24 protein-coding genes are annotated in these 21,024 nt (G+C 68.0%); 6 read left to right on the forward strand and 18 right to left on the reverse strand.

Features of this window, described 5'->3' with window-relative positions:
* Positions 1-4 precede the first annotated feature (4 nt).
* Genes ACY48E_RS11125 through mrf form a run of 5 tightly spaced genes read right to left on the reverse strand, consistent with a single transcriptional unit; the run spans position 5 to position 3,079 of the window.
* Positions 5-484: a cation:proton antiporter regulatory subunit gene (locus tag ACY48E_RS11125; RefSeq protein ID WP_462872222.1), complete on the reverse strand. Its 480-nt coding sequence runs from the start codon at positions 482-484 to the stop codon at positions 5-7.
* A 9-nt stretch (positions 485-493) separates the two neighbouring features.
* Positions 494-1,426: a DUF3089 domain-containing protein gene (locus ACY48E_RS11130; RefSeq protein ID WP_462872223.1), complete on the reverse strand. Its 933-nt coding sequence runs from the start codon at positions 1,424-1,426 to the stop codon at positions 494-496.
* Between the two features lie 36 nt (positions 1,427-1,462).
* On the reverse strand, positions 1,463-1,633 hold the full coding sequence (rpmF, locus tag ACY48E_RS11135; protein WP_462872224.1) for a 50S ribosomal protein L32: 171 nt from the start codon (positions 1,631-1,633) through the stop codon (positions 1,463-1,465).
* Between the two features lies 1 nt (position 1,634).
* On the reverse strand, positions 1,635-1,880 hold the full coding sequence (locus ACY48E_RS11140; protein WP_462872225.1) for a type B 50S ribosomal protein L31: 246 nt from the start codon (positions 1,878-1,880) through the stop codon (positions 1,635-1,637).
* A complete protein-coding gene (mrf, locus tag ACY48E_RS11145) occupies positions 1,877-3,079 on the reverse strand; it encodes a ribosome hibernation factor-recruiting GTPase MRF (protein ID WP_462872226.1) in 1,203 nt (400 codons plus the stop codon). Before mrf ends, ACY48E_RS11140 begins: the two co-directional genes overlap by 4 nt.
* 129 nt (positions 3,080-3,208) lie before the next feature.
* On the opposite strand from mrf, the gene rpmB reads away from it, so the two are divergent.
* The 5 genes from rpmB (at position 3,209) to ACY48E_RS11170 (ending at position 4,717) form a co-directional block, all read left to right on the forward strand.
* A complete protein-coding gene (gene rpmB / locus ACY48E_RS11150) occupies positions 3,209-3,445 on the forward strand; it encodes a 50S ribosomal protein L28 (RefSeq protein ID WP_462872227.1) in 237 nt (78 codons plus the stop codon).
* Positions 3,442-3,612 (forward strand): 50S ribosomal protein L33, encoded by a 171-nt coding sequence (rpmG, locus tag ACY48E_RS11155; RefSeq protein WP_462872277.1) that lies wholly within the window; start codon positions 3,442-3,444, stop codon positions 3,610-3,612. The genes rpmB and rpmG overlap by 4 nt, the downstream gene beginning before the upstream one ends.
* Positions 3,612-3,917 (forward strand): 30S ribosomal protein S14, encoded by a 306-nt coding sequence (rpsN, locus tag ACY48E_RS11160; RefSeq protein ID WP_462872228.1) that lies wholly within the window; start codon positions 3,612-3,614, stop codon positions 3,915-3,917. Before rpmG ends, rpsN begins: the two co-directional genes overlap by 1 nt.
* A gap of 5 nt (positions 3,918-3,922) precedes the next feature.
* Positions 3,923-4,180, forward strand: coding sequence for a 30S ribosomal protein S18 (rpsR, locus tag ACY48E_RS11165; RefSeq protein ID WP_462872229.1), 258 nt, complete (start codon positions 3,923-3,925; stop codon positions 4,178-4,180).
* A gap of 72 nt (positions 4,181-4,252) precedes the next feature.
* On the forward strand, positions 4,253-4,717 hold the full coding sequence (locus ACY48E_RS11170) for a hypothetical protein (RefSeq protein ID WP_462872230.1): 465 nt from the start codon (positions 4,253-4,255) through the stop codon (positions 4,715-4,717).
* An 84-nt stretch (positions 4,718-4,801) separates the two neighbouring features.
* On the opposite strand, the gene ACY48E_RS11175 is transcribed toward ACY48E_RS11170, so the two are convergent.
* The 4 genes from ACY48E_RS11175 to ACY48E_RS11190 form a co-directional block, all read right to left on the reverse strand.
* Entirely contained in the window at positions 4,802-6,751 is a 1,950-nt protein-coding gene (locus ACY48E_RS11175; RefSeq protein WP_462872231.1) for a vWA domain-containing protein, read from the reverse strand.
* On the reverse strand, positions 6,751-8,157 hold the full coding sequence (locus tag ACY48E_RS11180) for a sigma 54-interacting transcriptional regulator (protein ID WP_462872232.1): 1,407 nt from the start codon (positions 8,155-8,157) through the stop codon (positions 6,751-6,753). The genes ACY48E_RS11175 and ACY48E_RS11180 overlap by 1 nt, the downstream gene beginning before the upstream one ends.
* Positions 8,158-8,242: 85 nt before the next feature.
* The gene (locus ACY48E_RS11185; RefSeq protein WP_462872233.1) at positions 8,243-8,659 is read right to left on the reverse strand and encodes a hypothetical protein; all 417 of its coding nucleotides are present in this window, start codon (positions 8,657-8,659) and stop codon (positions 8,243-8,245) included.
* Between the two features lie 151 nt (positions 8,660-8,810).
* Positions 8,811-9,191 (reverse strand): hypothetical protein, encoded by a 381-nt coding sequence (locus tag ACY48E_RS11190; protein WP_462872234.1) that lies wholly within the window; start codon positions 9,189-9,191, stop codon positions 8,811-8,813.
* 161 nt (positions 9,192-9,352) lie between these two features.
* On the opposite strand from ACY48E_RS11190, the gene ACY48E_RS11195 reads away from it, so the two are divergent.
* Positions 9,353-9,829, forward strand: a complete 477-nt coding sequence (locus ACY48E_RS11195; RefSeq protein WP_462872235.1) for a glutathione peroxidase — start codon at positions 9,353-9,355, stop codon at positions 9,827-9,829.
* Between the two features lie 13 nt (positions 9,830-9,842).
* Here ACY48E_RS11195 and purH read toward each other — a convergent pair whose 3' ends face one another.
* The 9 genes from purH to sucC all read right to left on the reverse strand — a co-directional run bounded on the left by purH (position 9,843) and on the right by sucC (position 21,010).
* A complete protein-coding gene (gene purH, locus ACY48E_RS11200; protein WP_462872236.1) occupies positions 9,843-11,414 on the reverse strand; it encodes a bifunctional phosphoribosylaminoimidazolecarboxamide formyltransferase/IMP cyclohydrolase in 1,572 nt (523 codons plus the stop codon).
* Positions 11,404-12,054, reverse strand: coding sequence for a phosphoribosylglycinamide formyltransferase (gene purN / locus ACY48E_RS11205; protein WP_462872237.1), 651 nt, complete (start codon positions 12,052-12,054; stop codon positions 11,404-11,406). The genes purH and purN overlap by 11 nt, the downstream gene beginning before the upstream one ends.
* A gap of 60 nt (positions 12,055-12,114) precedes the next feature.
* Entirely contained in the window at positions 12,115-13,593 is a 1,479-nt protein-coding gene (locus ACY48E_RS11210; protein WP_462872238.1) for a cell division protein PerM, read from the reverse strand.
* 65 nt (positions 13,594-13,658) lie between these two features.
* The gene (locus ACY48E_RS11215) at positions 13,659-15,047 is read right to left on the reverse strand and encodes a DUF5336 domain-containing protein (protein ID WP_462872239.1); all 1,389 of its coding nucleotides are present in this window, start codon (positions 15,045-15,047) and stop codon (positions 13,659-13,661) included.
* A gap of 169 nt (positions 15,048-15,216) precedes the next feature.
* Positions 15,217-16,341: a dimethylsulfone monooxygenase SfnG gene (gene sfnG, locus ACY48E_RS11220; protein WP_462872240.1), complete on the reverse strand. Its 1,125-nt coding sequence runs from the start codon at positions 16,339-16,341 to the stop codon at positions 15,217-15,219.
* Between the two features lie 49 nt (positions 16,342-16,390).
* A complete protein-coding gene (locus tag ACY48E_RS11225) occupies positions 16,391-17,632 on the reverse strand; it encodes an acyl-CoA dehydrogenase family protein (protein WP_462872241.1) in 1,242 nt (413 codons plus the stop codon).
* Between the two features lie 70 nt (positions 17,633-17,702).
* Entirely contained in the window at positions 17,703-18,737 is a 1,035-nt protein-coding gene (locus ACY48E_RS11230; protein WP_462872242.1) for a TerC family protein, read from the reverse strand.
* A gap of 191 nt (positions 18,738-18,928) precedes the next feature.
* A complete protein-coding gene (gene sucD, locus ACY48E_RS11235; protein ID WP_462872243.1) occupies positions 18,929-19,831 on the reverse strand; it encodes a succinate--CoA ligase subunit alpha in 903 nt (300 codons plus the stop codon).
* Between the two features lie 15 nt (positions 19,832-19,846).
* Entirely contained in the window at positions 19,847-21,010 is a 1,164-nt protein-coding gene (gene sucC, locus ACY48E_RS11240) for an ADP-forming succinate--CoA ligase subunit beta (RefSeq protein ID WP_462872244.1), read from the reverse strand.
* Positions 21,011-21,024: the final 14 nt, after the last annotated feature.

A 21,024-nucleotide genomic window follows, 5' to 3' on the forward strand; every position in this document is an offset into this window, starting at 1 on the left:
GCGATCAGCCCCCGAGAATCTTGGCCGCGGCGTCCAGACCGTCCGAGGTGCCGACGGCGACGAGGAGATCGCCGGCGGTGAGTGTGAATTGCGGGCTCGGCGAAGGCTGAACCTGACCCGCACGCATCACCGCGACCACGGACACACCGGTCCGTGTGCGCATCTCGGTGTCGCCGAGCACCGCACCGTCGAAGCGTGATCCGCCGGCAATGGGCAGTTGGCGGGTGTTGATGCCGGGCAGGTCGCGGTGCTCCTCGGCGAGCTGGGCCACCAGTTGCGGCGCCCCGAGCAGGTTGCCGAGGGACGCGGCCTCCTCGTTGGTGAGGGCCACCGACTCCGCGGTGGCGTCGGGATCGTCCCTGTCGGAGACGATCAGCTCGTTGTGGCCGTCGCGGCACACGATCACCCCGATGCGGCGCCCGGCCGCTGTGACGAACTCCTTGCGGACTCCGATACCGGGGAGAAGGGTGACCTCGACGTTCATCCGGTCATGCTAGCGAGGCAGCGCCCGATATGCCCTGCTCTGCGCCGCGACGATGCCCACCAGATCGTCCTGGGCGATGTTGATGTCGAGCAGGTGCAACCCCCAGTCGGGAGTGGGCAGCGCCGGCAGTGCGGGTGCGATACCGCCGGTGACCAGCAGCACGTTGTCGGGTGTGCACTGCGCCGTGAACTGCTGCGAGCCGGGAACGGGTCCCCGGACCGGCACCCGATCGTTGCGGCCGAGCGAAGCCGGGTTGGTGCACACCACACCCGGTCCACCGAATCGACTGTTCGGCGGAGGGGTCGCCGAGAACGTGGAGTAGGCGAGGAAGCAGCCGATCTGCGCCGCGTCGGTGCACGGGCTCATCGACGGCACGTCGGCCGGACGCAGCGGTAGCCCGATCAGCAACGCCGAGATCACGCGCGCCTTCTCCGCGGGTGCGCCGCCGATGCGATCGCGCAGCAGGGTAGCGAGCATGCGCGTGCCCTGCGAGTGCCCGATCAGCACCACCCCGCGGCCGTTGTTGTGGTTGGCGAGGTAGTCGGTCCAGGCCCGCTCGACGTCGCTGTAGGCCAGCGCCGACGCCGCCTGACGATCCTGCGGACTGCCCGCGAAGAGGGTCCGCAGCGTGCTCTGCCGATACACCGGCGCCCACACGTTGCACACGCCGTCGAACGGGCGCGCCTGGGTGGAGGCGGCGAAGGTCAACTCGGGGCCGATCGAGAGATCGGCGTTCACACTCTGCTGCAGCGAGGCCGTCGGGTACACGTAGAAACAGTCCACCGGCGCCTGTGTGCCGCCCCCGCACGGGTCTCCCGGCGCTCCGGGGCGGCACAGCCACACCGTCGAGTCCGGTGCTGCCGACGCCGTCAGCGGCGGTACTACGGCAAGCGTGAGGACGGACGCGACGAGTGCAACCGCCAACCTCAGAAGAGTCGTCATACGCCGAACTATAGGGCCCCGGTCCGACAGCAGGTGCTAGCCCGCCGGATCGTAGAGACCTAGTCGCACAGCCTTGACCAGTCGACGCGGGACCTTGTGGACGACACCGTCGACACGCACCTCGACGAGGTCGGGCGCGACCGCCTTCCACTGCGCGCGTCGGCTGCGCGTGTTGGACCGGGACATCTTGCGCTTGGGAACAGCCATGTCAGCGCCTCTTGCCGTACTTGCGTTCGAACTTCTCCACTCGCCCGGCGGTGTCCATCACGCGGGCGGCGCCGGTCCAGAAGGGGTGGGTCTCGCTGGTGACGTCGACGACCACGAGCGGGTAGGTGACCCCGTCGAGTTCGATGGTGCGATCGCTGGTCACCGTCGAGCGGGTGAGGAAGGTGGTGCCCGAACTCGCGTCCTGGAACACCACCGGGTGGTAGTCGGGGTGGATGCCCTGCTTCATTCTCGTGCCTCTCGATCGGTCACTGTTGCTGTCTCCGGTTGCGTGCTCTCGCAGGGGTCTTCGTGGTACTCCCCGAACGGGTCGTCCCAGTCGGACCAGGTGTGTGGGGCCGCCAGTTCGTCGTCGGTCACCAGCGCCCACGTCAGGGCCCGGTCGATCTCGCTGGGGTCGGCCTCGTGCACCAGCACCACGATGGAGGTGTCGCGGTCGCCGTACTCGGGATGCCACCGCAGCGCGGCGAGCGCACGGCGAGTGGGCGATTCGGCGTCGTACTCGGCCGGGGTCATCGCGGCGAGCCACCGTCCGGCGCTCGCGACGCGCAGGCCACCGCCCGCCGACTCGAGCCACAGCGCGTCGTCGGGTTGCGTTGCCACCCAGGCACGTCCACGTGATCGAACTACTCCTTCGAGCAGTACGTCGATGGCCTCGTGCAGCCGCTGCGGGTGGAACGGCCGGGTGGCGGAGAACTCGACGATCGAGACGCCGCACTCGGCCGACAGCGGTGGTTGCCCGTCGAGCAGGGGCGAGTGCGCGTCGGGGATCACCCGGCGGGGACGCAGCGCGAGCGGCATGTCCGGGAGGCGGTCGATACAGATGTCCGAACCCGGCGACAGCCGAGCGAGCACGGCCATCGTGCGCGCGCGTGTCCACGGATCGGATCCGGAGTCGGTGACCACGAGGACATCCGCACACTCGACCTGCCCGACCACGATCTGCGCGACGGTTCGGTCGTCGCCCGCCGGGTCGTCGTCGAGAGCGTCGTCGCCGGTGGCGTCGGCCAGCCAGGACTGCGCGTCCAGGCACGCGATCACCCGCACCACCTCGACGTCGAACCCGGCCGGCGCGTCGACGCGGCCGTTCAGGCCGGCCACCACCACGTGGTCGATGGCCCAGCACAGTGCGTCGGGTTCGAGTTCGCGGTCGAGGTGCAGCACGATCCGATCGACGGAACTGGACTGGGACAGCTTGCGCAGCAACGGCATCAGGTCTTCGCGCAGGGTGCACGAGATGCACCCGTGGGCGAGTTCGAGGACGGTTTCGCGGTCGCCGGCGGCGGTGGAGAGCGTGCGACGGACGACGCCCTCGCCGACGGTGGAGAGGTCGTGGTGCACCACCACGGTGCCTTCGGACAGATGGGAGTGGGCGACCTCACGGACCGGGCCCTGCCATCCGCAGACCAGTACGACGGGAGTCTTCATCGAGCGTGGCGACCTTTCGACAGCATCGGCTATTCGACAACGATTTTCATGAGCCGGGTTTCGAGCGTACAGTTTCGAAGCATCGTTGTCGAAAACGATTGTCATACTCGAACGGAGAAGGAGCTCGCGTTGTCCGCGCACTGCCAGGTCACCGGTCGAAGCCCAGGCTTCGGCAAGTCCGTCTCGCACTCGCACGTGCGAACGAGTCGACGGTGGAACCCGAACATTCAGAAGAAGACGTACTACGTGCCCAGTGAGGGTCGGCGCATCACCCTGACCGTCAGCACGAAGGGGATCAAGACCATCGACCGTGACGGCATCGACGCCGTCGTCGCTCGCATCCGCGCCCGCGGGGAGAAGATCTGATGGGCAAGAGCACCGACGTCCGACCCATCATCAAGCTCAAATCCACTGCGGGAACCGGGTACACGTACGTCACCCGCAAGAACCGACGCAACGACCCAGACCGATTGGTGATGAAGAAATACGACCCCGTCGTGCGTCGGCACGTCGACTTCCGGGAGGAGCGCTGATGGCCAAGAAATCCAAGGTGGTCCGCAACGAGCAGCGCCGCGAGGTGGTTGCCCGGTACGCCGAGCGCCGCGCCGAACTCAAGGCCACCATCTCCAGCCCGGCCACGACGCCGCAGGCGCGAGCCGAGGCTGTCGCCGCCCTCTCACGCCTGCCCCGCGACTCGTCCCCGGTGCGGCTGCGCAACCGCGACGCCGCCGACGGTCGCCCCCGCGGCCACCTCCGCAAGTTCGGGCTCTCCCGCATTCGCGTCCGCGAGATGGCCCACCGCGGCGAACTGCCCGGCGTCCACAAGTCGAGTTGGTGACGGCCGTGGCAACCAAGCGCACACCCGGGAAGAAGCTGCGGCCCGACGCTCCCCGCAAGCCCAAGCGCAATCCCCTGGTCACCGCGGGCGTCGAATCCGTGGACTACAAGGACATCACTCTGCTGCGGCAGTTCATCTCCGATCGCGGGAAGATTCGCAGTCGACGCGTCACGGGCGTGACACCCCAGCAGCAACGCCAGATCGCCACGGCCGTGAAGAATGCGAGGGAAATGGCGCTGCTGCCGTTCATCGCCAGCCGCTGAGAACGCGGTGGGAGCGGGCCTGCGACCAGCAGTTACGGCGCGTGGCCACCCAATCGGTCTACGTTGGAAAGCATGAGGTTGCTCGCGTTGGGCATGCTGCTGATCCTCACCCTCACCGGGTGCGGGACAGCGGACGGCGACGCGAACGACCGTGCGGACATCGCCACGGACGCCTCCACCACCGACCTCGTACCCGAACCCGGTCGCCCGCCCGTTCCCACCAAGGTCCCTGCCGACGACGTCGGCACTCTCGTCACCGCGACGCCAACCCTGTTGCGCTCACAATCCACACCGTTCGAATCGTGGAGTGAACTCGACGACAACCGCATCGCGATCCACTTCGTCACCGGATCCCCCGAGTGCTACGGCGCCAACGCCACCGTCACCGAGACACCGACCACCGTCACCATCGCCCTGCGCACCGGCGAACTGCCCTCCGCGCAGGGCAAGGCGTGCATCATGATCGCCGTCTTCGCCACCATGGAGATGCAACTCTCCGCCCCCGTCGGTGACCGCCAGGTGCTCAACGGCATGTAGCCGGGCCCGGACTCCTGTACCCAATGTGACATTTGGTCAGCAGGGCTGACCAAATGTCACATTGGGTACAGAAAGCAGGGAGCCTCAGCGCCGGCGCCGGGCGCGCAGGTAGTTGCTCACCACCGCGGCCCCGAGACCCTCGAGGTCGGGGGCGATGACGCGGCCACCGACGTGTTCGGCCATGCGGTCCACCACGCGTGCGAGCCCGGGGTCGTCGCCGAGGCGGAAGATGCTCACCTGCGCGCCGAGCTTGGCCAGGGTGTCCAGTTCACGCACGGTCAGGCCCAGGGTGCGCCGGCTGGGCGGGTAGTCGAAGTACGCATGCCCGTCGGGCTCGAGGTGGGCGGTTGGCTCGCCGTCGGTGACGATGAGAACCACGGGCTGGGCGTTGGGGTTTCGGCGCAGGTGCCGAATGGCGAGGATGAGCGCGTGATGGAGGTTGGTGCCCTGGTCCCAGGCGCCGTCCAACCCCGCCAGCTCCGACGGCGTCAGAGTCTGTGCGTACCGGCCGAATCCGATCATCTGCAGGTCGTCACCGCGGAATCGGGTGCTCACGAGATGGTTCAGCGCCAGGGCGGTGCGCTTCATGGGCACCCACCGGCCCTCCATCACCATCGAGAACGACGTGTCCACCAACAGGGCCACCACGGCCTGCGCGCGCTGCTCGGTCTCGGTGATCTCGACGTCGCTTACCGCGAGGCGCACCGGCAGCTGCGAACCCGTTGCCGCCGTGCGCAACACGGCGTTGTTGATGGTGCGCACCACGTCCCATGGTTCGGTGTCACCGAACTCCCATGCACGCGAAGCGCCGGTCGGCTCACCCATGGCGCCGGCCCGGCGGGTCTCCCGTTCGCCCCGTCGCGAGGTCATCGAACCCGCCACATCGCGCAGCGCCGACTGCCCGAGTTGCCGCATGGCCTTCGGTGACAGGCGCCACTGCCCGTCCGCACCCTTCTCGAACAGACCCTGCTGCTGCAGCGCCTTCTCCAGGTCCGCCAGCGCCTTCGCATCGGCCGCGGCCTGCGGTCCCAACTGCCGCAACAACTTCTCGGTGTCGAGGTCGTCGAGGGCCGCCCCGTTGTACTGCTGCGAGAGCTGGTCGCCGAGTTCCTCGAGCTCGGCGATGTCCTGCAGCACCCCGGTTCCGTCACCGAGGCCCATGCCCTCCTGACCGCGGAAGTTCTGCGAGCCCGTCCAGTCCTCCCCGGGTCGCGCTGCCTGCAGGTTGGCATCGAGCCGGGCCAACTGGTTCATCAGTTCGGGACTGCCGAATGCCTGCTGCGCCAACGCGTCGAGCTCGGCGCGTTGCTCCGGGCTGAGCGAGTTGCGCAGTCGCTGCGCGGCCGCGGCGCGCTGCGCCAGTGAGTCGATCAACTCGTCGATGTTCTGCGGGTTCTCCGGGAAGTGCTGCCCGTGCTTGTCCATGAACTGCCGGAACTGCTCGTCGGTGTCCTCGCCGCGAGCGTGGGCGTCGAGCAGGTCGTTGAGGTCGGAGAGCATCTCGGCGACGGCGGCACGATCGGCGTCGGTCGCACCCTCGAGGGCCTGCTTCATGCCCTTGAACCGCTGGTCGAGGACCTCGCGGCCGAGCAGATCCTTGATCTTCTCGAAATCCTCGCGCGCCTGCGCACTACGCCAGTCGTAGTTCGACAGTTCCTGCACCGCCTGCGCGGTGGACGGCGGCAGTTCCGCCAACTGCATCTCGGCGAAGCGCGCGTCGTCGTCGAGCGCCCGCGCCAGCGCCTTGCGCTCCTCGAGCACCGCGCGGTCGAGCAGCTCGCGCACTTCCTGCAGGGTCCCGTCGAGATTCTTGCGCTTCAACAACTCTCGGCGACGCCGGGCGGCCTGCGCAGCCAGATCGTCGAGCCCGCGCATGTTCTGCGTCCCGCGCCGCAGCATCTCCTGCAGAGCGCGGCGAGGCGAGGCTCCCTCGAGCACGTCCTGCCCGATCGCTTCGAGGGCCTCACGAAGATCGACGGGTGGGGCCAGCGGGTCGGGTCCACCGTCGTACGGGCCGTAGCGGGCGTTGCGCATCAGCTGTACACCGTCTGCCCGTCGTCACCGGTGTCCTTGGCCAGTCGACGTGCGAGATAGAGCCCCTCGAGGGCCAGTTCGGCGGCGGAGGCCTTCTCACCGTCGGACTGCGCACCCAGCCTCTCGTACACCGCCGCCAGTGCGGGCGCGTCCGGCAGTGCGCCCAGAAGTGCTGCGGCGGTGACACGGTCGCCCGTGACGATCGGCTCACCGCTCTCGACGGCGGTGACGAGGGCACCGAGGTCGATGCCGCCAAGCCGCTCGCGGGCGGTGTCGGCCGTCGCTCGTCGCAGCAGATGCTCGAGAATTTCGATCTCGCGGCCCTCCTCACCCGACTCGAACTCGATCTTCCCGCGCAGGACGTCGACGACGGTGCCCAGATCCACCGGGCGGGCGACGGCGCAGTCCTCCCCCAGCACGGCGGCGCGGTGCGTTGCGGCGGCACCGACGGTTTCGGCCGCGGCGACGGCGAATCGTGCAGACACCCCGGACCGTTGATCGACCGATCCTGATTCGCGCAGTAGACGCGTGAACCGCGCCAGAACTTCCAAGACGTGCGCGGGGACGGTCGCGGTGAGGTCGGCCTCCTGTTCGATGACGGCGATCTCGGACTCGAGCGCAATCGGGTAGTGGGTGCGGATCTCGGCGCCGAAGCGATCCTTGAGCGGGGTGATGATGCGGCCGCGATTGGTGTAGTCCTCCGGGTTCGCGCTGGCGACGAGCAACACGTCCAGGGGTAGGCGGATGGTGTAGCCACGAATCTGAATGTCGCGTTCCTCCATCACGTTCAGCAGCGACACCTGAATACGCTCGGCGAGATCGGGCAGCTCGTTGATGGCCACGATCCCGCGGTGGGTGCGCGGGACCAGGCCGAAGTGGATGGTCTCCGGGTCCCCCAGACTGCGACCTTGCGCCACCTTCACCGGGTCGACGTCACCGACCAGGTCGGCGACGGAGGTGTCCGGGGTCGCCAGCTTCTCCGAGTACCGCTCACTGCGGTGGCGCCACTCGACGGGCAGGTCGTCGCCGAGTTCGGCTGCCCGCCGGATCGATGCGGGTGTGATGGGTTCGTACGGGTGCTCGCCCAGTTCGGAACCCGCGATCACCGGCGTCCACTCGTCCAGCAACCCGACCAGCGTGCGCAGCAGACGCGTCTTGCCCTGCCCACGCTCACCGAGCAGAACCACGTCGTGTCCGGCGATCAGCGCGCGTTCGAGTTGGGGGACGACCGTGTCCTCGAAGCCGAGGATCCCCGGCCACGGATCGCGGCCTTCGCGCAGGGCATCGAGGAGGTTCTCACGCAGCTCGGCCTTCACCGAGCGCGATCGATGTCCGGACGCACGCAGTGCGCCGAGGGTGGTCGGCAAGGTCGTCGGCGGGGCGTCGGTGTTCGGCGGCACTGTCATGTCCTCCACGGTACGAGCCCGCTGCCCGGCGCGTCGGCCGGGCACGGGCCGACCGACGCTACGGCCGGGCACCGGGCGACCGACGCTAGTGGCCCACGGGATCGGTGAGCTCGAGGCCGCGGGCGTTCTTGACCTTCTTGCGCACGAGCACAACCGAGACCGCACCGGCCACGAGGAACACGGCGGCGGCGGGGAACAGGATGGCGGACCACCCGCCGAAACCGTCACCGGCTGCGACGATCCCGAACCCCAGAGAGGCGAGTCCCAGCGCCAGGAGGACGTAGCCCAGCCAGTTCCGGGTGTCGGCGATGGCTTCGCCGGCGTGCGTGCGCGTGGTGCGCGCAGTGTCCACGACCTCGAGTTCCGGATCCGCGATGGCGGCACCGTCGGTCATCGCCGGAGCCGGGAGCGGGGCCGGGGTGAACTCCGGCTGCGTGGGGCCCTGCGCCTGCCTCGGGAAGTCACCCTGCTGGGGCGCGAGCGATTGCTGAAGCTCTGTCATGTCGTCTCCGTCCATCGTTGGGTGTGCGCGGCTCGCACTCACACGATCGGTGAATGCGCTCAAATGGTGAGTCGAGCCGACCGGACGAAACCGTCCATCGCGGGCGGGCGCCACACCCGATGGCCGAGTGTGACGTCCGCCGCTGCGGGCGTCAGTGCCCGGTGGGGTCGAACAGCGACCGGCCCTCAACCCTCTTGACGCGGGCGCGAACCATCAGCACGGCGACCATGCCGAATGCGAAGAGCGCTGCGGTCGCCGGGAACAACAACAGCACCCATCCGTCGAACCCGCCCGCTGCGGCGACCAGACCGAGACTCAGGGCCACCACACCTGCCATGATCAGCACGTAGCCGATCCAGTTGCGCCGGTCGGCAATGGACTCCCCGGCATGGGTGCGGGTGGTTCGGGCGCCGTCGACGGGGATGGCACGCTCGGCGGCGCTGACCCGTTCGGCGAAGGGGCGGTCGGGCACCGGCGCGCGGACGACCGCGACGGAACGAACGGCCGGCGTGGAGCTCTGCAGTTCAGTCATGTGTCTGCCTTATCGTCTGGTGGTGAGCGTATGAAAATTATTCGGAGTCACCTGTGATCCGGACCACCGATACGCGCCGCACCGGGCGAATCGCGATCCAAGAGCCGATCGGCGTCGAACCAACGAGCAAGACAACACCGACCTCGTGGAGAGAATGACCAATGACCACTGCGTACGACTTCACGGCCACGTCGATCGACGGCGAACCCGTCGATCTGTCCGTCTACCGCGGCAAGCCCCTGCTCATCGTCAACACTGCGTCGCAGTGCGGCTTCACCCCGCAATACGAGGGCCTCGAGGCTCTGAACAAGAAGTACGCGGACAAGGGGCTGGTGATCCTGGGCTTCCCGTGCGATCAGTTCGGTCACCAGGAACCGGGCGACGCCGACGAGATCAAGAACTTCTGCTCGCTGCGATACGACGTCACGTTCCCGCTACACGAGAAGATCAACGTCAACGGCTCCGACTCGCACCCGCTGTACCAGTGGCTGCGCGATCAGAAGTCCGGCCTGCTCGGCGGGCGGATCAACTGGAACTTCACCAAGTTCCTCGTCGACCGCGAGGGCAAGGTGGTCAAGCGCTACGGACCGACCACCAAGCCGGAGAAGCTCACCAAGGACATCGAGGAACTGCTCTGATCTTCCGGTGAGGTCAGTGGGCGAAGTGACGTGAACCCGTGAGGTACATCGTCACCCCGGCCTCACGGGCGGCGTCGATCACCTCGGCGTCACGGATGGAGCCGCCGGGTTGCACCACGGCACGCACCCCCGCGCGCGCGAGGATCTGGAACCCGTCGGGGAACGGGAAGAAGGCATCCGACGCCGCCACCGACCCGGCCACGCGGTCACCGGCGCGGGTGACCGCCAACTGGGCGGAGTCGACGCGGTTCACCTGACCCATGCCGACACCCACCGATGCGCCGTCGGCCGCGATCAGGATCGCGTTGGACTTCACGGCCCGACACGCTCGCCACGCGAACGCCAGGTCCGCCAAGGTGGCGTCGTCCGCAGGCTCGCCGACCGCGAGCGTCCAGGTGGCGGGGTCGTCACCGTCGGCATCGAGGGCGTCGCGCCGCTGCACGAGCACACCGCCGGAGATCTCCTTGAACTCCTCGCTCGTGGCCGCCGGCGGCGCGGCCTGCAGCACGCGCACGTTCTTCTTGCGGGTCAGTACACCCAGAGCACCATCGGCGTACGACGGCGCAATGATGACCTCGGTGAAGATGTCCGCGACCTGCTCGGCCATCTCGACCGTGACCTCGCGGTTGGCGGCGATCACACCGCCGTAGGCACTCACCGGATCGCACGCGTGGGCCTTGCTGTGCGCCAACGCGATCGATCCGGACGGCGCGATCGCGATGCCGCACGGGTTGGCGTGCTTGATGATCGCGACGCACGGATCGGTGTGGTCGTGCGCAGCTCGCCACGCGGCGTCGCCATCGGTGAAGTTGTTGTAGGACATCTCTTTACCGTGGAGCTGAGTGGCTCCCGCGATTCCGGCGGGAGCGCCGGGATCGACGTAGAGCGCACCCGGCTGGTGCGGATTCTCGCCGTAGCGCAGGACGGCGGACCGTTCCCACGTCGCACCGCGCCACTGCGGAAACTCGTCGGGCGAATCCTGACGACTCGCCGCCAACGCAGCCATCCACGATGCGACCGCGACATCGTAGGACGCCGTATGCGCGAAAGCCGTTGCAGCCAGGGAAATCCGCTCGGCGAGGGTGAAGCCTCCAGCGCCGACGGCACGCAGGACGTCATCGTAGCGTGCCGGATCGACCACTACCGCCACGGACGGATGATTCTTGGCCGCTGCCCGCACCATGGACGGTCCACCGATGTCGATCTGCTCCACGCACTCGTCGTCGGAGGCGCCCGAGGCCACCGTCGCCGTGAACGGGTACAGGTTGACCACAACCAGCTCGAACGCCGCCAGCTGCAGCTCTTCCAGTGCCGCAAGGTGTTCGGGCTTTCGCGTGTCCGCCAGGATGCCGGCGTGCACACGCGGATGGAGCGTCTTGACGCGGCCGTCGAGCATCTCGGGGAAGCCCGTGAGATCTTCGACCCGGGTCACCGGGATGCCGGCACCGGCGATGGTCGATGCGGTGGAGCCGGTGGACACCAGTTCCACACCGGCAGAATGCAAGCCGGTGGCCAACTCCACCAATCCTGTCTTGTCGTACACGCTCACCAGCGCACGGCGAACCGCTTTGACATCAACGCTCATGGGGAATCTGGGCCTTTCGTCCATCGGAGATAACACCTCGGGCGGCCACGGCGGCGACCACATCGATAAGCAGAGCGCGCTCGACCACCTTGATACGTTCGTGCAGGCTCGCCTCGTCGTCGCCGTCGAGCACGCGTACGGCCTGCTGCGCGAGAATGGGACCGGTGTCGACACCGGAATCGACCAGATGCACTGTCGTGCCGGTGACCTTCACCCCGTGGGCCAGGGCGTCGGCAACCGCGTGTGCACCGGGGAAGGACGGCAGCAGCGCTGGATGGGTGTTGATGATGCGACCGGCGAACCTCTCCAGGAACACCGGGCCCAGAATCCGCATGAAACCCGCGGTCACCACCAGGTCGGGCTCGAATGCAGCAACCCGATCGGTGAGCGCCCGATCCCACGCATCGCGGTCGCGATGATCGGCGAGGGCAACCAGGAAGGGCGCCGCTCCCTCACACCGAAGGCGATCGAGGGCCGGACAGACTCGATCCGCGCCGACTGCCACCACCCGCGCCGGGTAACTCGCCTCCGCTGCGGCTGCGATCAGTGCCCGCGCCAACGTTCCCTCGCCGGAGACCAGAACCACCACCCGCGCGACGCCGTCACCCGAGGGCGCCGACGGTGCGCCCGTCGACGGCAATGGTGTCCGTGGAACTGACAGCGCGCTACTCCTGAACGGTGGGGGGGCTTCGCGGCAAGACTAGTCGGCGCGGGTGGGCCCGTCGGCGCCGGGCTCGGCCCCGGTGCTGTCGACCCCCGTGCCCTCGACCCCCGTGCCCTCGAGCTCCACCACCTCGGCGTCGACCACATCGGGAACATCGGCGGCCGACTTCTGATCCGGCCCGCTCTCTGCCTCCTCCACGGTGTCCGCCTCACCAGCAGTGTCCGCCTCACGAGCAGTGTCCGCCTCACAAGCAGTGTCCGACTCGCTCGCGGTCAGGGCCAGAGGTTCGCCGAGTGTCGGCTCGGCGGAGGGTTCGGACCAGGCATCGTTCGTTTCGTCGAGATGGCTGCGGCGACCGATCGCAAAGGCCGTCGGCACCCCGAAGACGAGCATGAACCCCATCGACACCGCGCCGAGGAGCGGCGCGTCGGGACCGAGTTGACCGAATGTGCCGAACACTCCGCCCGCCGCATGGGCGGCGATCACCGAACCGGCACTGATCAGCACCGATGCCACCGCGGCGGCGCGAACCGCGTCGGCTGCTGTGGGCGTCACGCGAGCACTGACAACACCCATCAGCACCGCGGCGGCGGCCGGCAGCACCGCCATCACCGGCCACCACGCCGACGGTCCGGACTCGGGCAGTACGGCCAGGATCGGCAACGCCGGGACTGGGCCGCCCGTCGTGGCGAACAGCGACACCGACGCCGACCCGACCTGCACGACCGTGCCGGTGACCATGGCGCTCGCACCGACCACCACATTGGGCAGGTAGAGAATCGAGACGAGCGTGAGGCCGAGTGCATCGACGGTGGAACCACTCGAATCGAGAATCTCGTCGACCTGCGACCAGGACGCCACCAGCGCCGCGACCGTCACCAGCGCACCGGCGGCCACCAACGCAGACCCCCCCACGGCGGCCGGGGTGCACGCGCGAACGAGCCAGGGCGGCACGTGCAGATGGTGCAGCAGACCGGGCCAGGTTCCGCGGACCACTCCGATGGCCGTGCCGATGGCGTGCACCAGCAGCACCACACCAACCGTCACGGCAGGATTGGGGATCGACAACGACAGGGTCGACGACGCGTCCTCGACCACCGCGATCATGACCACGGCGACGGTGAGCGGTCCGCCCAGGGCAGCGCCGATGGTCCACACGACGTCGTGACGAGTGCTCTCCACCGACAGTGCACCGGCCGTGCGACGAGCGACCGCCGCGATCAGCAGAACCGTCGGGAGCAGGGGCATGATGCCCAGCGTGGCGCCGCTGATCCCCAACTGAACCTGGTGTGCGGCCAGCCAGACCGACGCGATGGCGGCGACCGTGCCGCCGAGGTCGCTGCGCGCCGCCACCAGGGTTGCCCCCACGGCGAGAGCCCCGACGGCCAGGAGGACCAAGGACGGCAGGAAGGCGACCGTGACCAGGGAACGAGCGCGCTCGGGCGGCGGGCCGACGCGAGTGGACGCGCGGGTTCCGCTGCGGCTGCGCGATACCTCGTTCAGAACAGCACTCACCGCTGACAGGTTTCCACCCCCCGGGGCGCCGATCGGTCAGGCGCGCCGAGGGGTGGACCCGACTGTCAGCTCGCGGGTGGGGTGCCCGGGCCCGGCCCCTGCTCCTCGGACGTCTCCCGCCCGGTGCTGGTGGATGGGGTGGGCGAGGCGGTCGGCTTGTACGACGGCGTCGACTCCGGTGCCGCGTGCGCAGGACCCGACGTCTTGGACGTGCCCGTCGGCTGGCCGGGGTTGGCGTACGGCGACGGCGCCGACGGGTCGGCCGGTGTGGTCGGTGCACTCACACCCGGCGCCGCCGTCGACGGGCTGCCGTAGTTGCCGTAACTCGAACTGCCGTATCCGGAACCGCCGTACGGTGCGCCCGGGGTGGGGCTGCTGTACTGCGGCGGAACGGGGTATCCCGACGGCGCCGGAGCCACCGGGGGCGTCTGTGCCGGCGCGCCGTACGGGGAGGCGCCGCCGGTCAGGGGTGCGTACCCCTGACCGGGCGCCTGCGGCGCCGAGCCCTGCGAAGTCGAGGGTTGTGACGCCGAGGGTTGTGACGCCGAGCCCAGGGACGCCGAACCCTGCGGGGTGGACGGCGCCGCGGCTGACGGCGACGACGTGGACGGCTGGGCGGACGAGCCGTAGCTGGGCTGGCCGTAACCCTGCTGACCCTGCTGCCCGTAACCCTGCTGCGGGTAACCCTGCTGGCCGTAACCCTGCGGGCCGGGACTCGTCTGGCCGTAGCTCTGGGGAGCCTGCTGGCCGTATCCGCCCTGGTAGGCGGCGGGTTGACTCTGTCCGCTGTAGGCGGCGGGTTGACTCTGTCCGCCGTAGCCGCCGTAGGGATTCGATCCGTACTGCTGCTGCCCGTACGCGGGCGCCGGGGGCGCCGGCTTGGCCGCCGGTGCCTTGACCACTCCGGAGTCCAGCAACAGAGCGCCGACGGCAAGTGCGCTCTGCACGAAACCGAAGATGAGCAGTGCGATCGCACCGGCACCGAGATCCGGGCCGGCGACGCCCTCCACATTCGGGCCCCCGAGGTTGGTGGCGGTGAAGATCATGACTATCCAGCCGCCCAGCGAGAGCGCGGCCACGAGGGGTAGCGATGCGCTCTGGCGCGGCAGTCGGGACGCTCCGGCGACCAACCCACCGGCGAGCAGCAACCCGATGGCTGCCAGCGGGTTGCCCGCTTCGAACGAACTGGAGGAGAAGGATCCGACCGAGGCGAACGGGGCGAATCCGACCAGCAGGTTGACCAGCCCCAACGCCAGCACTGCCCAGGACGCGATGCCGACGGCCTTGCTCGTCTGCTCCTGCGCGCCGGGCGGCTTCTGGGCCGCCACGGTGGCAACGCTCACGGTCGGCGCGACGCTCGCAGGTGGGTAGGCAGAACTCTGGTTGGGCGGGGTGTCCGCACGTGCGCTCCCAGAGTTGCTCGAACCCGAGGAATCCCCGGTGGAGTAGGTCATGTCCAGTCCTTCGTCGTCGGTTCGCGGCCCCCGCCGCCACTGGTCCCCGCGACCACACTACGGATAGATCCCGCACCCGTGCTCGGGACACCTCGACGAGGAGACCGACGAGTTCGTCGCCCGTCGGTCTCCTCCGTCCACCTCGCAGCCCACCCGCTGCCCGTGGGTTCTACTGCACGCCCACCAGCTCACGCTCACCGCTCTGCGCGGCCTCGAGCTCACGTACCAGCGGGAGCACCCTGGCCCCGAAGTACTCGATCTCCTCCTGGAAGTGCAGGAACCCACCCAGGATCAGATCGACGCCGCGGCTGCGGTACGCCACGATGCGCTCCGCGATCTGCTCGGGCGTACCGATGAGCTGCGTACGGAACCCGTCGTTGTACTGCACGAGATCCTCGAAGCTCGAGTCCGACCACATTCCTTTCTTGTCGGACGTGGAGTTGCCGGCCTGCTGCACGGCGCCCCGGAAGCCTTCGACCGCAGGCTTGTTGGCCTTCTCGATGATCTCCCGCAGGGTGTCGCGGGCCTCCTTCTCGGTGTCGCGGGCAATGATGAAGCCGTTGAGACCGAACTTGACCTCACGCTGGTGATCGCGCGCGACGCGACGAATGTTGGCCAGCTGCTCGGTGACCCCGTCGTAATCCTTGCCGTTGGAGAAGTACCAGTCCGAGTACCGGCCCGCATTCTCCTGCGCCGCAGAGGAATTGCCGCCTTGGAACAGCTCCGGGTTCGGACGCTCGGGAGTGTTGAGCGGCTTCGGCTTGAGTGTGAAATCGTGAATCCGGTAGAAGTCGCCGCGGAAGTCGACATCGTCCTCGGTCCAGATCTTGCGCAGCACCTGCAGGAACTCCGCGCTTCGGCGGTACCGCTCGTCGTGTTCGAGCCAGGGCTCACCGAGGTGGGTGAACTCGTCCTTGAACCAACCGCTCACCACATTGACCGCGAAGCGCCCGTTCGACAGGTGGTCGGCCGTCGCGCCCAACTTGGCCAGAACAGCCGGCTGCCAGAGACCCGGGTGCACGGCCGCGATCACCTTCAACCGCTCGGTCGCCAGCAGCAGCGCGAGCGAGAAGCTGGTGGACTCGTGCTGGTACTCCGCGCCGTAACTGGCCTCGTACCGGACCTGACTGAGCGCGTACTCGAATCCGTTGTTCTCCGCGGTCTGCGCCAGTTTCTTGTTGTACTCGTAGTTCCAATCGGTCCGCTGCTCGATGTCGCTGGTGACGAGCCCGCCGCTGACGTTGGGAACCCAATAGGCGAACTTGATCTCGTCGGAAATTCGTTCGGTGGTCATACCTTGCTCTCTCGTGTGTGATGAGTCCCCGCCCCGCGAACCGGGGGGATCAGGAGTACCAGGTGGGCTCGGGCAGTTCGCCGGTCAGCACATAGCGGCCCACCTCGCGACGCTTGTAGGCCACCGGATCATGGAGGGTGTGGGTACGAACGTTGCGCCAGAAGCGGTCGAAGCCGTACTTGCTGGCCGTCGCACGAGCGCCCAGGGCCTCGAAGATGGTCGAGGTGATCTCCAATGCCACCTCGCCGGCGCGCGCCTTGACAGCCGCGACCCGCACCTCGTGCTCACCACGCTCGGCCTCGGTGACGTCCCACGCGTTGTCGTGGATCCTCTGCTGCTCGACGGCAACCGCGTCGGCGAGAGCCTCGACGGCCCAGAGCTTGCTGGTGAGGTCGCCGTAGATGTCGATGATGTACGGCTCGTCGATCGCCTTGTCGACGGTGCTGTGCAGCCAGGCCCGTGTCGTCGACTGGGTGTACGCGGCGGCGGTGCCGAGGGCGCCACGAGCGATGCCGAGGTAGAAGTTGACGAACACCAGCTGGATGATCGGCACGTTCAGCGTGTTGTACACCCGAGGCTGGAATGCCTTGTCCACGTAGCCCGCGGCACTGGCCCAGTCGACGCGCACCGAATCGATGGTCACGCTGCCACTCTCGGTGCGACGCTGACCGATGTTGTCCCAGTCGTCGTGGAACGTCAGGCCCTCGATGTTCGAGGGGACGATGGCGAACACGTGACGGCCGTCGTCGAACGCGCCCTCGAGAACGGTGACGTCGGAGATGCGGCTGCCGGTGGAGAAGGACTTGGCTCCGTCGAACACGATGGTGTCGCCCTCGTCGGTCACTCGCACGTCGGCATCACGCGGGTTCACGGCACCGCCGTAGAACCACTTGCCTGTGGTCGCGGCTTCCTCCACCGCGGCGATCTGCTCGCGCGTGCCAACCAGGCGCGCGGCCCACGACCACAGCAGGTGGTAGCCGAGGAGCTGGCCGATGGAGCCGTCGGCCGTGGCGACCGTGCGGATCACCTTGTACGCCGTGGTCCAGTCCTGGCCCCCGCCACCGTGCTCGACGGGCCCGAGCAGGGTCACCAGACCCGACTCCTTCAGCAGGGTCACCTCGTGCGTGGGCGGTTCGGTGGCGCGGTCACGGGCGACGGCGTCGACGGAGAGGATGGCGGCGACGTCGGCGGCGCGACGCACCCATCCTTCGGGCGTGGTGGGGACCTCGGTCCAGTTGGCGGTGCCGGGGGTCCAGTTCGCGGTGCCGGGGCGGTTCTCGGTAGTGGTCATGCCCCGAGTCAACTAGTGACCCCGCCGGTGGAACACCGTTGGAATCACCGTGACGTGAACTACCCCAACGCTACTCGGGTGCGTCGGCGACCTGACGGCGCTTGCGCAGCAGTGGCTCCGCAGCCGCGAGTTCCTCCGCCGTGGCGACCCGGAAGGGTGCCTTTCTCCCTTCCATCGGATCCGTCGGACCGTCCTGGCCACGGGTGGCGCGCAGGCTGAGCCAGATCGACCCACCGATGATGATGGCGATCACCGCGAGGGAGATCGTGGTGGGGATGTAGTAGATGTCGATCTTGAGCGCCATCTTGATGCCGACCCACACGAGCACCAGCGCCAGGCCCGCCTTGAGGTACACGAAGCGATGCATGAGGTCCGCGAGCAGGAAGTACATCGCGCGCAGGCCCAGGATCGCGAAGGCGTTGGCCGTGAACACGATGAACGGCTCGTCGGTGACGGCGAAGATCGCGGGGATCGAGTCGACGGCGAACACGATGTCGGTGACCTCGACCAGAACCAGCACCGCCAGCAGCGGGGTGGCGAACACGGCCCCGCCGATGCGGACGAGGAACTTCTGTCCGTAGAACGCGTCGGTGGTCGGCACGTATCGACGGAACAGCTGGAGCGTCTTGGACTTCTCCGGATCGAGGTGCTCGTTGCGCTGACGCAGCATGCGCAGACCGGTGAACACGAGGAACACCGCGAAGATGTAGAGGATCCACCCGAAGCTGGCGATGATGGCCGAGCCGGCGGCGATGAAGATACCGCGGAAGATCAGTGCACCCACGACGCCGTAGAAGAGGACGCGGTGCTGGTACTCACGGGGCACCGCGAAGTAGGTGAAGATGATCGCCCAGACGAAGACGTTGTCCACGGCCAGTGACTTCTCGATGAGGTAGCCGGCGAAGTACTGCTGGCCGAACTCGGACCCGGACGTCACCCAGATGACGACGCCGAAGCCCACGCCGAAGGCCACCCAGATCGCCGACCACACCGCGGCCTCGCGGACACTGATCACGTGGGCGTCGCGATGGGCGAACAGGTCGATTGCGAGCATGGCCAGGATGACGCCGAGAACGGCGAACCAGGCCCAGAGTGGAACGTTCATCAGCAACCTCCGAACTATGCGCCCGACCGGGCACACGTGCCGGTGGAGCAGCGGACCTGACCTCGGCGCCAAGGTCAGGCAACGATGCAGCAAGTACGCGCGGGTTTACCCGGTCATTCTGGACGGTAAACCCTCACACGGCAGCGGCCGACTGAGACGTCGATCTCAGTCGGCCGCGTCCGGGGACGGGTCTATCTCTTCTCGAGGATCGCGCGCGCGAGTGCCGCAGTCTCCGAGGGGGTCTTCCCGACCTTCACCCCGGCAGCTTCGAGCGCGTCCTTCTTGGCCTGCGCGGTACCCGAGGAACCGGAGACGATGGCGCCGGCGTGGCCCATGGTCTTGCCCTCCGGCGCGGTGAACCCGGCCACGTAACCGACGACGGGCTTGGTGACGTTGGCCTTGATGTAGTCGGCGGCACGCTCCTCGGCGTCGCCGCCGATCTCACCGATCATCACGATGATCTCGGTCTCGGGATCCTGCTCGAACGCGGCGATGGCGTCGATGTGGGTGGTCCCGATCACCGGGTCGCCGCCGATGCCGATGGCGGTGGAGAACCCGAAGTCACGCAGTTCGTACATCATCTGGTAGGTCAGCGTGCCGGACTTCGACACCAGGCCCACCGGCCCCTTGCCGGTGATGTTGGCCGGGGTGATGCCGACCAGCGACTCGCCCGGAGTGATGATGCCGGGACAGTTGGGCCCGATGATGCGGGTCTTCTCACCCTTGGACTTGTTGTAAGCCCACGCGAAGGCGCTGTCCTGCACGGGAATTCCCTCGGTGATGACCACCAGCAGGGGGATCTCGGCATCGATGGCCTCGATGATCGCGTCCTTGGAGAAGGCCGGAGGCACGAAGGCGATGGAGACGTCCGCACCGGTGGCCTCGATGGCCTCGGCGACGGTGCCGAACACCGGGAGCTCGACGGCCGACCCGTCGGCAGCGGTGTGCGAGACCGTGGTTCCGGCCTTGCGTGCGTTGACGCCGCCGACCACCTGCGTACCGGCCTTGAGCATCAGAGCGGTGTGCTTGGTGCCCTCGCCGCCGGTGATGCCCTGGACGATGACCTTGTTGTTCTTGTTCAGAAAGATCGACATGTGCTCTGTTGCCCTCTACTTCGCTGCCAGCTCGGCGGCCTTGTCGGCGCCTTCGTCCATGGTTGCGGCCAGCGTCACCAGGGGGTGCGCGGCGTCGGCGAGGATCTTGCGGCCCTCGTCGACCTTGTTGCCGTCCAGTCGCACGACGAGCGGCTTGGTGGCGCTGTCGCCGAGCACCTTCAGGGCACCGACGATGCCGTTGGCGACGGCGTCGCACGCGGTGATGCCGCCGAAGACGTTCACGAAGACGCTCTTGACCTGGTCGTCGCCGAGGATCACGTCGAGTCCGGCGGCCATCACCTCGGCGGAGGCGCCGCCGCCGATGTCGAGGAAGTTGGCGGGCTTGACTCCGCCGTGCTTCTCACCGGCGTATGCGACCACGTCGAGGGTCGACATCACCAGACCGGCACCGTTGCCGATGATGCCCACCTCACCGTCGAGCTTGACGTAGTTGAGGTCGTTCTCCTTGGCCTTGGCCTCGAGGGGGTCGGCGGCGTCGGCGTCCTCGAACTCGGCGTGCCCGGGGTGACGGAAGTCCGCGTTGGCATCGAGGGTGACCTTGCCGTCGAGGGCCAGGATCTGATCGTCAGGGGTGCGTACCAGCGGGTTCACCTCGACCAGGAGCGCGTCCTCGGAGATGAACACCTCCCAGAGCTTCTGGATCGTCACCGCTGCGGCGTCGAGCACCTCGGCGGGCAGCTTGCCGGCGACGGCAATCTCGCGGGCGAGGGCGAGGTCGACGCCGGTGACGGCATCCACCGGGATCTTGGCGAGCGCGTCGGGGTTCTCCTCGGCGGTGACCTCGATCTCCACACCACCCTCGACCGAGCACATGGCCAGGTACGTGCGGTTGGTGCGGTCGAGCAGGAAGGAGATGTAGTACTCCTCGGCGATGTCGGAGGCCTCTGCGACGAGAAGCTTCTTCACCACGTGACCCTTGATGTCGAGTCCGAGGATCGCTTCGGCGTTGGCGGCGGCTGCAGCGACGTCCGCGGAGTACTTGACGCCTCCGGCCTTCCCGCGTCCCCCGACCTTGACCTGAGCCTTGACCATCACGGGCTTGCCGATTTCCTCGGCGATCTCCGTTGCTCCGGCGACCGTGTCCGTGACACGTCCGGCCGACGTCGGTACTTCGTGCTTGGCGAAGAGTTCCTTCGCCTGATATTCGAAGAGATCCATATGCTCACCGTCTC

It is taken from the genome of Rhodococcus sp. AZ1, assembly GCF_054979605.1.